Annotated in this window: 10 protein-coding genes; 7 read left to right on the top strand and 3 right to left on the bottom strand. The window is 70.1% G+C overall.

The window, feature by feature from the left end:
- Positions 1 to 89: 89 nt before the first annotated feature.
- The 4 genes from OG953_RS11295 to drmC all read left to right on the top strand — a co-directional run bounded on the left by OG953_RS11295 (position 90) and on the right by drmC (position 9050).
- The gene (locus OG953_RS11295) at positions 90 to 2378 is read left to right on the top strand and encodes a hypothetical protein (RefSeq protein WP_405683932.1); all 2289 of its coding nucleotides are present in this window, start codon (positions 90 to 92) and stop codon (positions 2376 to 2378) included.
- A gap of 143 nt (positions 2379 to 2521) precedes the next feature.
- Entirely contained in the window at positions 2522 to 6382 is a 3861-nt protein-coding gene (gene drmA, locus OG953_RS11290; protein WP_405683931.1) for a DISARM system helicase DrmA, read from the top strand.
- The gene (drmB, locus tag OG953_RS11285; RefSeq protein ID WP_405683929.1) at positions 6379 to 8292 is read left to right on the top strand and encodes a DrmB family protein; all 1914 of its coding nucleotides are present in this window, start codon (positions 6379 to 6381) and stop codon (positions 8290 to 8292) included. Before drmA ends, drmB begins: the two co-directional genes overlap by 4 nt.
- Positions 8289 to 9050, top strand: coding sequence for a DISARM system phospholipase D-like protein DrmC (drmC, locus tag OG953_RS11280; RefSeq protein WP_405683928.1), 762 nt, complete (start codon positions 8289 to 8291; stop codon positions 9048 to 9050). The genes drmB and drmC overlap by 4 nt, the downstream gene beginning before the upstream one ends.
- A 495-nt stretch (positions 9051 to 9545) precedes the next feature.
- Here drmC and OG953_RS11275 read toward each other — a convergent pair whose 3' ends face one another.
- Together OG953_RS11275 and OG953_RS11270 are read right to left on the bottom strand one after the other, a co-directional pair.
- Positions 9546 to 10283: an ABC transporter permease gene (locus OG953_RS11275; protein ID WP_405683927.1), complete on the bottom strand. Its 738-nt coding sequence runs from the start codon at positions 10281 to 10283 to the stop codon at positions 9546 to 9548.
- 2 nt (positions 10284 to 10285) lie between these two features.
- A complete protein-coding gene (locus OG953_RS11270; protein WP_405683925.1) occupies positions 10286 to 11209 on the bottom strand; it encodes an ABC transporter ATP-binding protein in 924 nt (307 codons plus the stop codon).
- A gap of 100 nt (positions 11210 to 11309) precedes the next feature.
- On the opposite strand from OG953_RS11270, the gene OG953_RS11265 reads away from it, so the two are divergent.
- Positions 11310 to 11882 carry a histidine kinase dimerization/phosphoacceptor domain-containing protein gene (locus tag OG953_RS11265; protein ID WP_405683924.1) on the top strand — a complete coding sequence of 191 codons (573 nt, stop codon included), beginning with the start codon at positions 11310 to 11312 and terminating at the stop codon, positions 11880 to 11882.
- 59 nt (positions 11883 to 11941) lie between these two features.
- Here OG953_RS11265 and OG953_RS11260 read toward each other — a convergent pair whose 3' ends face one another.
- Positions 11942 to 12115: a hypothetical protein gene (locus OG953_RS11260; protein WP_405683922.1), complete on the bottom strand. Its 174-nt coding sequence runs from the start codon at positions 12113 to 12115 to the stop codon at positions 11942 to 11944.
- 484 nt (positions 12116 to 12599) lie between these two features.
- On the opposite strand from OG953_RS11260, the gene OG953_RS11255 reads away from it, so the two are divergent.
- Positions 12600 to 13208, top strand: a complete 609-nt coding sequence (locus OG953_RS11255) for an ArsR/SmtB family transcription factor (protein ID WP_405683921.1) — start codon at positions 12600 to 12602, stop codon at positions 13206 to 13208.
- Positions 13205 to 14521 (top strand): MFS transporter, encoded by a 1317-nt coding sequence (locus tag OG953_RS11250; protein WP_405683920.1) that lies wholly within the window; start codon positions 13205 to 13207, stop codon positions 14519 to 14521. Before OG953_RS11255 ends, OG953_RS11250 begins: the two co-directional genes overlap by 4 nt.
- Positions 14522 to 14606: the final 85 nt, after the last annotated feature.

Here is a 14606-nt window from a genome sequence, read left to right as displayed (position 1 = left end):
CAGTTGTCAGTGGTCGCGGCTAACGTCTTGATCACCACGGTCCGACCGTGGACGTTTCAGTCGGCCCAGCCCTGGAGTGTCGCCCGATCATGACTTCCCCCGTGCCCTACGCGTCTACGTCCCTCGCCGACCTCCTCCCCGCCCTCCGCTATGCCGATCCGCAGCTGCTCGCCGCCCGGTTGGAGGACGTACGGCTTCCGCTCGGCTGGTGGCACGCGACACCGATCCTGGCCGTCGAGCAGGTCATCGGAGCCGAGGCGCTCAGCCACCAGGTGGCGCAGACGCTGCGGGCGGTGTGGCCGCACGCGGAACTGGGGGATGCGATCCCCGTGCTGCGCCTGCTGGACGAGGCGACCGCTGCGACGGCCCGGCAGACCGTGGCCCGGGCGGCGCGCGCTGCCGGACCCACGGTCGCGGACGGGGACGAGGTGCTGGCCGGGCTGTTCCGGGGGATCCTCGACCGGCTGCATCAGCGGGGGATCCCCCGGGAACGCGCGGGCGGCGTACGGGAGGCGCTCGCGGTCATCGCCGCCTGGCTGCCCGAGGACGCCCCGGCGGAGGTGCGTGCTGCGCTCGCCGTGCTTCAGGGGTCGGGCGCAGAACCGCGCGAGAACCACGAGGGTCCGGAGGCGGGGGAGTCGTTGCCCACGCAGGACGACGTGGCGGAAGATGCCGCGGTCATCGGGCCGGTGGGTGGGAACGAGAACGAAGACGGAACCGAGGGCGAGGACGGGACCGAGGGGGAGGACGGGACTGAGGGGGAAGCGGAAGAGCCCGTCGAAGAGCCCGCTCCCGCACCGATGGTGCTCGCCGATGGGCCGGAGCCGTCCGTCGCTGCGCTCATAGACAGGCCGCTGGCCGCGTTCGACCGGCTCGTCGGGACGTGGGACGAGCGCGACACCGTGATCGCTGGGCAGCGGATGTTCGCCGCCCAGCCGGAGAAGCTCAGCGTCCTGGGGGAGCGGTTCTCCGTCAGCCGCGAGCGTGTCCGGCAGGTGGAGCGGATCATCCTCGGGGTGATCAGGCAGTGGCTCGCGGGCCACGGCGACGAGGGCGCGGCAGGCCGGGACTTCGCCGGGCATCTGGCCGCCGTTGCCGAGCGGCTCGGTGCCGTCTGCACCGTGGCAGAAGTGCACGCCCTGCACCCGGACCACGCCGCCACCGTCGAAGCGCTCGGGGTGCCGCTCGGGGACGTCATCGCGCGGTTGCTGCCCGACCGGACGGTCGACGGCGCGTGGATTGTGCAGGGGGATGCTGCCGAGCTGCGGTCGGTGATGCAGGAGCAACTGCTCGCGGCCTGCGGTGACGCACCCCTCGCCTGGGACGAGGCGGCCGCGCTCGGTGCCCGCTTCGGGGTGCGGGCCGAGGTACTGGGGCCCTGGGCCGCCGAGATCGGCCGGTTCCGTGTGATGGAGGGGAAGGTGGTCCACTGGGGCCGATCCGTCAACGACCGGGCGGTCGCCGTACTCGCAGTGCAAGGGACTCCGCTGCCGATGGAGGACATCCACGAGCGGCTGGCCGACGGCACGGCGATCAGCAGCATGCGGAACCAGATCTGGGTCGACGAACGGTTCATCAGGCTCGACCGCAACCTCTACGGCCTGCGCCAGTGGGGCGGCGAGGAGTACCTCGGCATCCGGGAGATGATCACTCGGGAGATCGAGCGCGCGGGCGGTGAGGCCGAGGTCAACGCGCTCGTCGAAGCACTCGCCACCCGCTTCGACGTATCGGCCGCCTCCGTGCGTACCAACCTCACCGCGCCGATCTTCGCCCGCAGCAGGCGCGGTTGGGTCTGCCTCGCCGACCAGAGCAGCACCGGCACGGACACCCCGTACACACCAAGGAACGACGTGGCCGGCACCCGGCGGTGTTTCCTCGGGGCGGACGGGCGCTGGTGGTACCGGCTGGAGGTCAACGCCGAGCACCTGCGCGGCTCAGGGACGCCCGTTCCGGCCGGGTGGGCGGCTCACATCGGCGGAGCCCCCCTGTGCGAGCCGATCACGTTTCGGCACGATGCCGGCGAGACGACGCTCCAGTGGCGGAATCAGTCGGTCCTGGGGTCCATCCGGCCGCTTTTGGAAAACATCGGTGCCGGTGTCGGCGACCACGCGTTCTTCAACGTGGCGGACGGACGGCTGAGCGCCTTGCGCCTGCCCGCTCCGCAGCCCGGTACGGGTGCCGAGGCGCGTGCTGCCCGGCTCACCGGCTGGACTGCGGCCGTGACCCGGCAGGAGGCGGTCGAGGTGATCGCCCGGCGGATCGGGATGGAGCCCGGATCGGATTCGACGGCTCTGTTGGAACGGCTGGGCGAGCGCGGGGACCGGGACATCGCCGAATTCCTGGAGCAGGCCCTGGCCGGGGCGATTCCGGCGTTCTGATTCCTGTCCGGTTGTCGGAGGCTGCCGTTAGCATCGAGCTGACGACGCATGATGACGCACTGTCATGATCCGTGCGGCGGCTGCCGCGTCGGGAGAAGGGCCTCCTGAGGGGTCGGGAATCCGCCGGGGGGCGGGAGAGGGGAATGCGTATGCCGCCGAGCCAGTCCACGGGAGGCACCACCGGATCGCTCGAGGAGGACCTCCTCCAGCGCGTCCGCGAGGTCGAGCAGACCCTCGTACCGGCCACGTCGTACGAGGTCCGGGACGACCTGGGCGAGCTGATCAGCCGGGACCTCCTCGGACCGTGGGGCGGCTCGGGCGAGGAGTTCGACCACCGTGCCGCCGGGCCGCGCGACCGCTACCTGGTCGGGATGATCGGTCCGAAGCGGGCGCTGACCACGACGCTCGCGGCCGCGAGCGAGCAGCTCCTGGACGACTCCGACGGCGAGGGCGACGGCAGTGACCAGGGCCTTCCCGAGCGCCTGACCGCCCAGAACGCGGGCCGGATGTGGGCCTCCTCGATGGGCCTGATGTTCGCCGTAGCCGCGGACGACAGGGGGGCCGAGGTCTCCGTGCGGGTCCGCTGGGGGCGGTATCACCGTTCGCAGGTGCTGGGCGAGGACGGTGTCGCCCGCTCCACGTGGACGCGGGAGCAGGTCGAGCAGACGCACGCACTGCGGCTCGACGGCCCCGCCCAGCAAGTACTGCCCCTCACCTCGGACGACCCGGAAGCACCCGGGGTGCGTCTGGTCACCGAGGTGCGCAACCGGCAAGGGGCGGCAGGGACCACCCGGGTGGTCGAGCTCGCGCTCGTCAACGCGCAGGACGAACCCCAGCAGGCCAGGGATACGGCCTGGATGTTCCAGACGGAGCTTCACGTCACCGCGGCGGATGGGGCCGCCGCGGTGTTCCTTCCCATCTCCGACCCGCTCGACGAGGTGGAGGAGAACCACGGACCGCTCGGCGGTGCCGATCCGGAGGAGGACCACCTCACCCTCCTCTACCGCAACCACCTCAAGCACGCCGCCGGGCGGAACGTGGCGGTCGACGTCACCGTCGGCGAAGGGGAGCGGCAGGCCCGGGCCCTCACCACGACCTGGCTGCCCGTGCACGACGTACCGGCGACCATCGCACCCTCGGGGAAGCAGGCGCAGCACCTGGAGGGGCTCGAGCTCTCCATGGACGAGCTCGCCGTGCTGCCGCCTGCTGCTCTCATGGAGGCCCTTGCTCCGCTCGCCGACGGCTACAGTGCCTGGCTTGACGAACGCGAGGCCGAGGCCGAGCAGCTGTCCGGCACCCTGCGGGAGAGCGCACTCGACGCCGTGCGCCAGGCACGCGACGTGGCCGTCCGAATCACCCTCGGTGTCGACCTGCTCTCTCACACGGACCGCCCCGAAGTACTGGAAGCATTCCGCTTCGCCAACCGGGCGATGGCGCTCCAGCGCCGGCACACGGCCATCGCCGCGCTGCGCGAGCGCGAGGGCATCGGCTTCGACGAGGCCCGCAAGCGCATCGCCGCGCAGGGGGCGGCCGGCGCGTCGTGGCGCCCGTTCCAGCTGGCGTTCGTCCTGCTGAACCTGCGCGCGCTGGCCGACCCCACCCTGCAGGAGCGCGAGGCCGGTTCCGACGCGGTGGTCGACCTGCTGTTCTTCCCCACCGGTGGCGGCAAGACAGAGGCGTACCTCGGCCTGGCCGCCTTCACGTTCGCCATCCGCCGGCTCCAGGGGACCATCGCCAGCGGCGAGGACGCCCGCAGCGGTGAGGCCGGTGTCGCTGTGCTGATGCGGTACACGTTGCGGCTGCTGACCGCGCAGCAGTTCCAGCGGGCCGCCGCCCTCGTGTGCGCGGCGGAAGTGCTGCGCCGCGAGGCGTACGACGGAGGCGACTACCGCTGGGGGGAGACGCCGTTCCGGATCGGGCTGTGGGTGGGCGGCGCCGTCTCGCCGAACCGGTACGAGGAAGCCGAGCAGCAGGTCGCCGAGGCGAAGGACGCGGGTGACGGACGCGCAGCCAAGGTGCTCCAGACGCTCGCCTGCCCCTGGTGCGGTACGGCCCTGAGCGCACAGCGGGACCTGCATCCTGATCCCGACCTGCGCCGCGTGGTGCTCTACTGCGCCAACGGCGAGGGGAAGAACGCCTGCCCGTTCTCAGAGCGGCGCTCGCGCCACGAGGGCCTGCCCATCCTGACCGTCGACGAGGAGATTTACCGGCTGGCCCCCAGCCTCCTCATCGCCACCGTGGACAAGCTGGCCCAGCTGCCCTGGCGTGGCCAGGCCGGAATCCTCTTCGGCCGGGTGTCGGAGCTCTGCCCGCGGCACGGATACCGGCACCCCGACCTCGACGTCCGCACCAAGTGCGGTGAGAAGCACCAGGCCAAGCCGGGGCACGAGGCGGTCAAGAGCCGGGCGGTGACGCGGCTGCGACCCCCGGACCTGATAATCCAGGACGAGCTGCACCTCATCTCGGGTGCGCTGGGCACCACCGTCGGCCTCTTCGAGGCGGCCGTGGACGAGCTGTGCGGCTGGCAGGTGCCCGGCCACGAGCGCGTCGGCCCCAAGATTGTGGCCTCCACCGCCACGACGAAGCGCGCCGCCGAGCAGATCCAGGGTGTGTTCGCACGGAAGTCGGCGATCTTCCCGCCCCAGGTCATCGATGTTGGCGACACCTTCTTTTCCCAGCAGGTTCCCCTGTCATCGAAGGCGCCCGGCCGCCGCTATCTCGGCATCTGCGCCCACGGCGTCAGGATGAAGCAGGCCGAGATCCGCGTCGCCGAGATCCTCCTGCTGGCCGGCCAGACCCTGTTCGACCGGCATGGCAAGCCCGCCGATCCCTACATGACGCTGGTCGGATACTTCAACGCCACCCGCGAACTCGCTGGCATGCGCCGCTTCCTGGACGACGACATCGCGACCCGGGTACGCATCCACGGTACCCGCAAGGAGATGTCGAACCGTCTGCTGCGCCCGACCGAGATGCTGTCCGTCCAGGAGTTGACCTCGCGTATCTCCTCCGGGGACATCACCGAGGTGCTGGCCCGCATGGACGTCGGCTTTGACGAGGAGACGGACACGACCGTCCGCAGGCAGGCCGTCGTCGCGGAACTGCGGGCGGCGGCGCAGCACAAGCAGCGCCTGGACCCGGCGAAGCTCGGACTGCGCAACGAGGGCAACGGCGCGGTCGACGCGGTGATCGCGACCTCCATGCTGCAGGTCGGGGTCGACGTGCCCCGCTTCGGCCTGATGATGGTCGTCGGCCAGCCCAAGAACACCGCCGAGTACATCCAGGCGTCCTCCCGCGTCGGCCGTGAGGCCGAACGCCCCGGCCTGGTCGTCACGCTGTACAACTGGACCCGGCCGCGCGACCTGGCCCACTTCGAGAACTTCGGCCACTACCACGCCACGTTCTACCGGCAGGTCGAGGCGCTGTCCGTCACCCCGTTCGCCCGCCGCTCCCTGGACCGCACGACGGCCGGAGCGTGGATCGCGGCCGTCCGCAACGCGGCGCTCCCGCACTCCCGCAACGGTGACGCCTACGACGTCGACCTCGACGGGCCGGTCGCCCGGCAGATCACGGAGCGCTTTCTGGCCCGGGCCGAGACCGTGGGCGGGCCGCGTGCGCGCGGCTACCTCGCGGAACGCATCGAGGTCCTCAAGGACGCCTGGGCACAGAAGAAGCAGGGCAGTGCGCGCCTGGGCTACGAGGAGGCCCGCTGGCAGGGACAGCAGCTCACGGGTCTGCTGAACCGGGCAACGGGAGCCGTTTGGGACGAGCTGACCGTCGCCCAGTCGATGCGCGAAACGGAGAACGAGATCAACCTGCTGGTGCCGGGCACCGGTCTGTACGACATCGTCGGCGGAGCACCGGATTGGACGTACGACGGCGGCTCCGGAGCGGGCGGCACGGACGACGGAGACTCGCCGGACGGCGACGAGACCGGCGCGGTACTCGACACCAAGGCTGCTGCCGCGGCAGCGTCTCAGCACGGGAAGAAGGCGCAGTCATGACGGACAAGGCCCAGCACCGCCGCCGTGTCGGCTCGGTCCGCCCCAGCCATCTCATGTTCACCGGTGGAGTCGGTGCCCTGGTCGACCTGCCCAACTTCGCCGTACTCGTGCGAGGCATCGACGACTGGCACTACGACTCCTTCGAGTGGGCCGATCTGAAGGAGCCCCGCCTGCTGCACGCCGTCAACGGACTGATCGCGGATCCGTACGGGCCGCAGGTCACCCAGCTGAGGCCGGCACCGTGGATGGACGGCACCGATTCTGACCCCAGCGGCCCGGCAGCCAAGGTTGGTGTACCTGTTCTGCCGTTCCCACAGTGGCTCCGCTGCACCGCCTGCAACGACCTAGGCGCCCTCGACTCGAAGATCTTCAAGTTCGAGAATGCCAGGCCGCGTCGCCCCGACCAGGCGCGTTTCTTCCACGAGAGCTGTACCGCCAAGCGCAAGGGCAAGCGCCCGCTCGCCGTAGCCGCGCGGTTCGTGCTGGTGTGCCCCGCCGGTCACCTGGACGACTTTCCGTACGCCTCCTTCGTGCACCGTGGCGGACCGTGTACGGAGGTCAGTCATCCAAGGCTGCAGATGCTGGACCACGGCGGCAACCAGGCAGCCAATGTGAAGGTCAAGTGCGTCAACTGCGGGCAGGACCGCAACATTCGTGACGCGATGGGCCAGCGCGGCGAGATAACGCTCCCGCGCTGCCGTGGCCGCCATCCCCACCTGTCGACCTTCGACCCGGCCGGCTGCAAGCTGCCGTCGAAGCCCCTGGTCATCGGCGCCTCGAACCAGTGGTTCGCGCAGACCCTCAGCGTGCTGGCCGTCCCCCCGACCAGTGGAAGTGCACTGCAGGGAAAGGTCGAGCAGCTGTGGGAGCACCTCAAGAAGGCGGTCCTGCCGGAGATCCTTGACGCCCTGTGGGACCTGCCGCAGTTCAAGCCGTTGCACCAGTGGACCCAGGCCGAGGTTTTCGAGGCCATCTCGGCGCACCGGTCGTCTGTCGACGATGCCACGGCTGTGCAAGAGGCGGCCGCGTACCCCGATCTCCACACCCCTGAGTGGGAGATCTTCACCAGCCCCCAGCTTCCCGAGCCCAGCGAGGACTTCGCCCTCAACGGTGTTGCCGTACCGCCAGCGCTGAGCGGTGTGTTCTCGCACATCGTCCAGGCGGACCGGCTGCGGGAGGTACGCGCACTCATAGGGTTCACCCGGCTCGACGCCCCCGACCCCGAGGACCCCACGCTCGTCGCCCGGGCGCCGCTGTCGCGCAGCCGCACACCAGCCTGGGTCCCGGCAACCGAGGTACGCGGCGAAGGGATCTTCCTGCGCGTGTCCGACGAACTGGTCGCGGACTGGGAGCGGCGCGTGGCCGGCTCCGCTGCCCTGGCCGCGCACCGGGACGCGTACGTGGAGTTCCGGCGCAACAGGTACTCCGGCCGCGTTCAGGACACCGACGACCCGCTGCGTGGCTGGCCCGGTGCCCGTTACATCGCCCTGCACACCCTTTCACACCTACTCATCCGGGCGATCTCTCTGGAGTGCGGCTATTCCTCGGCGAGTCTTTCGGAGCGGATCTACGCGGGCCGGGACGACGACCGGCGCACCGGCATCCTGATCTACACGGCCGTACCCGATACCGAAGGCACTCTGGGCGGCCTCGTCGCGCTCGCCGAACCGGAACGGTTCACGCGCATCGTGCGACGGGCGCTCCGCGATGCCGAGCGCTGTTCTTCCGATCCCCTGTGCGCGGACCGTCTGCCCCGGCCCCCGCACGAGGACTTCCTGCACGGCGCGGCCTGTCACGTGTGCCTCTTCGTGTCGGAAACGACCTGCGAGCGGGGCAACCGCTTTCTGGACCGCAGATTCATCGTGCCAGTAGGTGACCCGGATCTCGTCCTCCTCCCGGGCCTCAAATGAAGTGGGCCCGCCTGCTGGAGGCCGCAGCGGACGTGGAGGCCGTAGCTGGGGTCCGCGCCCTGACGGCCCTCGCCGACGGCATCGGCGAGGGTCAGCCCCGTACCTCGCTGCTCGCACTGCGCTCCGATCCGGGCTTCACCGAAGCCGCGGCGGCCGTACTGGAGGCCATCGCGGTCGACGGCCTGCCGGGCGAGGCGGCGGCCGCCTCACTACACGGACTGGCGGCAGGCTGCACGCAGCGGGACCAGGAGCAGGAGGTTTCACTGGTTTGGAGCGGCCCGTCGTCCCACCGGGTGCCCGTGCGGTCCACGAGCAGGGTCCTGCTCGGGCTTATCGCCACGGCAAGGCAGGAACTGACGCTGATGACGTACTCGGCGCGACGCTACGAACCACTGGTGGCGGCACTACAGGAAGCCGTGGCTCAGGGCGTCCACGTGGACGTCGTCGTCGAGACGCTCCAAGGCGCTGGCAGCGCGCTGTCGGAAATCGAGCCGGCATCCGCCTTCGCGGATGTCATCGGGGCGCGGATCTGGCACTGGCCGTCAGGCAACAGGAAGGATCCCGGGGCCAAGACCCATGCGAAGCTGGCGGTGGCTGATCAACGCACCTTGCTCACGACCAGTGCCAACTTCACCCAGGCAGGGGTGGACCGGAATATCGAGGCGGGGATATTGATCAAGGGCGGCCCTGCTCCGATCCGTGCCCTGGAGCATGTGCGCGAACTCCAGCGCACCGGAGTCCTCGAAAGGCTTTGGTGAGCCCAACCCATCTCGGGTGCAAGGTTCGTCCGACGCAGCAGCGTTGGGCTGCCGCGCTGTAGCGTGCTACCGCCCGTACCAGTCAATCAGCTTCATGAGCTTGCGCTTGCGCTTCTCGGTTCATCAGGCGGAGGCAGACGGTTAGGGCGGCGGTCACGGAGGCGGTCGGCGAGGGTGAGTCACTGTCGACTGTCGGCGAACCCTCCATGGCTGCTGCCGATGCCGTGTCCTGGTCGCCGTCGTCCAGCAGCGTGTCGACGATGGCCGAGCCCAAGTGCTGGAGGCTCTTTCGGGGCCGGGCACCGGCAGCTCGTCCTGATGGGGGGTCAGGCATAGGAAGAGCCGCCCAACCCCTCCGGATCGAAGGGGAGGATGGGCGGTTCCAAGCCGCAGGCTCTCGCCGAGAACGACCGTCAAGGGGCACCCCTGGCCGGCCCCAGGACGTGGCAGGCCGGGGCGGCCGGTCTCATCCGTTCCCCTCCCGCCCCGCGGGACCTACGCGTCCCTGCGCCTCAGGGACCACCACCCCGCCAGCACCGCCGCGCCCGCCCACAGTGCCGTCACCCCAAGGCCCGCCAACGGCGCCAGGTCGCTCGGCGGGTCCACGTACAGGACCTGCTGTCCGGCGCGGTCGGGGAGGTAGTCGGCGACGGAACCCGACGTCTCGCCCAGGACCATGGAGACGATGAGGATGAACGGGATCAGGATGCTGAGCACGGCGAGGCCGCTGCGCAGCACCGCCGTCAGGCCGGCCGCGAAGAGCGCCATCAGCGCGAGGTAGACGGCCCCGCCCAGGCAGGCGCGCAGCGCGTCCGCGTTGCCCAGGCTCAGCGCCGCGTCGCCCAGGAAGGCGCTGCCGCCCAGGAACGAAACGAACGTCGTCACCAGGCCCATCGCCAGCGCGAGGCCCGCCACGTTCGCGAGCTTCGCCGCGTAGAACAGGCCCCGGTTCGGCACCGCCGTCAGCGACGCGCGGATGGCTCCCCCCTGGTACTCGGACGACATGGCCATCGTGCCGAAGGAGATCGCCGCGATCTGGCCCAGGTTGAGGCCGAGGAAGACGGAGAAGAGCGCGTCGAAGTCGGCGCTGTCCGCTTCGGAGTCGCCGGTCGCCGCGTTGGCCGCGACGGCGAAGCCGGCCGTCAGCAGGAAGACGGCCAGCAGCGACCACGCGGTTCCGCGCAGGGTCCTGATCTTGATCCACTCGGAGCGGAGTACGGCTGCGGTGGACATGGTCAGGCCTCCTGCGGGGCTCGTGCGGAGAATTCCGTGGCGGTAGCGGTGAGGTCGAGGTAGGCCTGCTCCAACGTGGCCTCTTCGGCGGCGAGTTCGAGAAGAGCGATGCCCTCCTGGGCGGCCAGCGGGCCGATGGCGTCGATCTCGGCGTCGTCGATCAGCATGCGCCCGTCGTCCGACTCGACGGGGGTGTGGCCGTGCCGCAGCAGTACCTCGCGCAGCCGTGCGGGTTCCGTCGTACGGACGCGGACACGCGGCTTGACGCGGGCCGCGATGAAGTCCTTCGTCGGCGTGTCCGCCAGCAGTCTGCCCTTGCCCAGGACGATCAGGTGGTCGGCGAAGGAGGCCGTCTCGCCCATCAGATGGCTGGAGACCAGCACGGTGCGGTTCTCCCGCGCGAGGCGGCGCATCAGCTCGCGGATCCAGATGATGCCCTCGGGGTCGAGGCCGTTCGACGGCTCGTCGAGCAGCAGCACCTGGGGGTCGCCGAGCAGGGCCGCGGCGATGCCGAGGCGCTGGCGCATGCCGAGGGAGAACGTCTTCACCCGGCGGGATGCCACGCTCGCGATGCCCGTCAAGTCGAGGACCTCGTCCACCCGCCGGTCGGGGATGCGGTTGCTCGCGGCGAGAGCCAGAAGGTGGCTGCGGGCGGTGCGGGAACCGTGCGGCGCCTGGGCGTCGAGGAGGGCGCCCACATGCCGCAGCGGCTCGTCGAGCTGCGTGAACGGGCGGCCGCCGATCGTCGCCGTGCCGGAGCTCGGGCGGTCGAGGCCGAGCATGAGGCGCATGGTGGTGGACTTGCCCGCGCCGTTGGGGCCGAGGAACCCGGTGACCTGGCCGGGCCGGACGGAGAAGGTGAGGCGGTCGACCGCGCGCACCTGTCCGTAGACCTTGGTCAGGTCCTTCACTTCGATGGCTGTCATGGTGATGACGGTGCCGTCCACAGGGGGATGTCCGCTTCCCCCGGCGGAGGGAACGTCCTCCCCCACGCGGGGGAGGCAACTGCCCTGCCCCGCTGGGATTGTGGCCCTGCGGCTGTGGCTCGGCTTCGGGGTCACCGTGGTCACGCTCAACGGCGTCGTACTGACGCTGGGTCTGCTGATGCCGTCCCTGTGGCCGCCGTTCGGGCCCGCGACCATGCTGCTGCCCGGGCGATGGGGGTGGTGGTACCCGCTGCCGGCCCCGGTGTCCGGCGCCGCGCTGGTCGCTGTCGTATGGGGGGCCGGCGCGCTGATGGCCGACCTCGCACCCCGGCTGCTCGGCCCGTCCCCGGCGGAGCGGCTCGCGGAAATGGAGGAGCGGACCGAGCGGTTGCTGGAGCGCACGCGGCTCGCCCGCGAGCTGCACGAAACCATCGGGCACGCGCTCACCATCGCCGTGGTGCAGGTGGGCGCGGCGCGCGCGGCCGGGACGCCGGAGTTCACCGACCGGGCACTGGCCGCCATCGAGGACACCGGGCGCGAGGCGCTGTCCGAACTGGACCGGGTGCTCAGGCTGTTGCGCGAGGACGCCGACCCGACGGCGCAGCGGTCCACGCTCGCGCACGCCGGACGGCTGGACGAGTCGGCGCGAGGGGCCGGGGCCGACGTGACCTGAGCGAGAGCGAGCAGCCGCCGTTGCACTTTGCAACGGCGGCCGTATCCAGAGGGCCGTTACTACAGCGCCCGCTCGATCTGGTTTTCGTTGATCTTCTCTTCTCGCATGGTCTTCTCGTTCTGGACGGCGTAGCGAGTTTGCGCCCCGCTGCCCTCGGTCTGCCGGATCTCGCCCTGCTGCTTCTGGTTCTGCTGGTCCCGGTACTCGACGCGCTGTCCCTGGCGGTATGACATGGGAGTCTCCAAGTCTCGTGGGGGTTGACGGAGGGCCGACCCCGCTCGTTCGGCGGGGGACGCGCCTCCTCGGCGCCTGCGACTATCGCTCGGCGTCCTCTGACAGCCCACCCCCACGTCCGCGCTACAGCAACCACTACGAGGCGAATGGGGTACGGCTCGCCCCCGGCCGAGGTCGCGCCAGTGGTGATCAACTTTTGGTGACAGCGGCCAAGGAATGCTGATGCGGGACAGTCGAGCTCGGAGGTTCTCCAGACCCTTCGAAGGTGTCTCATTCGAGTGAGCCTCGGAGCGCTCCTCCAGCCCCAGCGGCGTGATCGGTAGTGATTCCTACCGACTCGCCCACCCTGGGGCTCGGCAACAGGCAAGAGGCCGCCATAGGTGCCTGACTGCACCTGATCCACGGGGACATGTACCGGCGGTTACTTGACGTTACCGATGTGAGAGTTGACTCTCACGAATCATGAGAGGAGACTCTCACATCATGGACTCCAGTAATCGCCTGGGCGATATCGAGATCACTGATCCGCAAGCTATGCGGGCGTTGGCGCATCCGGTGCGACTGGCGATCCTCGACCACCTTCAGCGGCACGGACCTGCGACTGCCACGCAACTCGCGCCCGACGTAGGAGCGACGCCGTCGGTGACCAGTTGGCATCTGCGTCACTTGGCCGGCTTCGGTCTGGTCCGCGACAGTGAGCCCGGCCCGGACCGCCGCCAACGGCGGTGGGAGGCAGAGGCGCGCGGCTTCCGATTCGAGACGCCGCAGGACCCGGCTGATGAGGAGGGTCAGTCAGCCGCGCGGGTGCTGTCGCAGCAGATGTTCCGGCGCTATGCCGACTTCCCGAGCCGATGGGCTGCCGAAGTCGAATCCGAACTCGATCCGGCGTGGCGCAGGGTGGCCGGGCTGGCCAACACCCGCGTCGTCGTTTCCGCTGAGGAACTCGCCGCCATCGAGGACGGGATCGAGCGCATTCTTGCGCCGTACGTCAATCGTGACCCGGCCGAGCGGCCCACCGACGGCCGCGGCGTCCGGCTCATGCGCTACGTCCTGCCGGAAGGTGCCGAGGAGCAGACCGGGCAGACGCCGTGAGCAGCCCGGAGCAGACCGCTGCGATATCGCTGTGGCGGGATCGACGGTTCTGCCGCTTCTGGGCCGGTCAGTCGGTCTCGCAGTTCGGCGACCGGATCACCGAGCTGGCTCTGCCCCTGATCGCCGTGAGCGCGCTGAACGCTTCGGCCAACCAGGTGGCGTGGCTGACCGCACTCATCTGGGCCCCGAACCTGCTCGCAATCTTCCTGGGGGCCTGGGTCGATCACCAAGCCCACAAACGCCGTCTGATGATCCTCGCCGACCTGGTGCGCGCCGCAGTGCTGCTCAGCCTCCCGGCGGCCTACCTGTTGGGAGCGGTGACACTCGGGCAGCTGTATGCCGTGGCGTTGCTGACGGGCGCCGCCGGGGTGCTGTTCAACACCGCCTATCCGCCGTTCTTCGTGCGCCTCGTGCCGCGCGCGTCCTACGTCGACGCCAACAGCAAGCTCAGCGCCAGCCGGTCCGCATCGTATGTCGTCGGCCCGGCCATCGGTGGCCCACTGGTCCAGGCGCTGACCGCACCCGTCGCCATCGTCGTGGATGCCCTGACCTTCCTGGTGTCAGCAGTACTGGTCAGCCGGGTATCGGTCGACGAACCACCGGCAGCCTCCGGCGCCGCAGCGGCGCCCTCGCTGTTGCGGCGTGCCAAGGAAGGCCTGACGTTCATCGTCCGTCACCCAGTACTGCGGGCCGGCCTCGGCTGCGCGGCAACCGTCAACTTCTTCACCTTTGTCGCGGGCAGTGGGCTGATCGTGCTCTTCGCCAGCCGGAGCCTTGGACTGTCCGCCGGAGTGATCGGCATCGCGTTCGGGATCGGCGCGACGGGTTCCCTCCTTGGCGCGGTGTTCGCTCCGAAGATCTCGCGACGGCTCGGCGTGGGGCGCAGCATTGTCGTGGGCGCGGTGCTGTTCCCGGCACCGATCGCCATCGCCGCCGCTGCGGACGGCCCGCTCTGGCTCCGCGCCGGAGCCTTGGCCGCGGCCGAGTTCTTCTCAGGCTTCGGCGTCATGCTGTTCGACGTCAACCTCAACTCCCTCCAGGCCGCGGTGATCCCTGACGGCATGCGCAGTCGCGTGGCCGGCGCGTACAGCACGATCAATTACGGCATGCGCCCCGTCGGCGCCGTCGTCGGCGGGCTACTCGCTACGCTCATCGGCCTGAGGCCGACCCTCCTCATCGCCGCCGTCGGTGGAGCCCTGTCGCTGCTCTGGCTACTGCCCTCACCGATACCCCGCATCCGATCCCTGGCCCCGAACAACACTGCGGATACCGCTGGCGACTCGGACGACGACCAACGACCAGTACCTTGTTGACCGCCAGGCATGGTCCAGACCGGGTTCGAGCGGATGCCTCCCAGATCCGAGGGTGCGAGTTCCGCAAGCGCGCACTCGTAACGGC

This window comes from Streptomyces sp. NBC_00057, from assembly GCF_045041165.1.
In the GTDB taxonomy this organism is placed as follows: domain Bacteria; phylum Actinomycetota; class Actinomycetes; order Streptomycetales; family Streptomycetaceae; genus Streptomyces.
Note: the sequence above shows the minus strand (reverse complement) of the source record. Positions and strands in the feature narration are given on the sequence as shown.

Coding starts and splice junctions, on each gene's coding strand:
- OG953_RS11295 (WP_405683932.1), top strand. CDS start 90: ATGACTTCCCCCGTGCCCTACGCGTCTACGTCCCTCGCCGACCTCCTC.
- drmA (WP_405683931.1), top strand. CDS start 2,522: ATGCGTATGCCGCCGAGCCAGTCCACGGGAGGCACCACCGGATCGCTC.
- drmB (WP_405683929.1), top strand. CDS start 6,379: ATGACGGACAAGGCCCAGCACCGCCGCCGTGTCGGCTCGGTCCGCCCC.
- drmC (WP_405683928.1), top strand. CDS start 8,289: ATGAAGTGGGCCCGCCTGCTGGAGGCCGCAGCGGACGTGGAGGCCGTA.
- OG953_RS11275 (WP_405683927.1), bottom strand. CDS start 10,283: ATGTCCACCGCAGCCGTACTCCGCTCCGAGTGGATCAAGATCAGGACC.
- OG953_RS11270 (WP_405683925.1), bottom strand. CDS start 11,209: ATGACAGCCATCGAAGTGAAGGACCTGACCAAGGTCTACGGACAGGTG.
- OG953_RS11260 (WP_405683922.1), bottom strand. CDS start 12,115: ATGTCATACCGCCAGGGACAGCGCGTCGAGTACCGGGACCAGCAGAAC.
- OG953_RS11255 (WP_405683921.1), top strand. CDS start 12,600: ATGGACTCCAGTAATCGCCTGGGCGATATCGAGATCACTGATCCGCAA.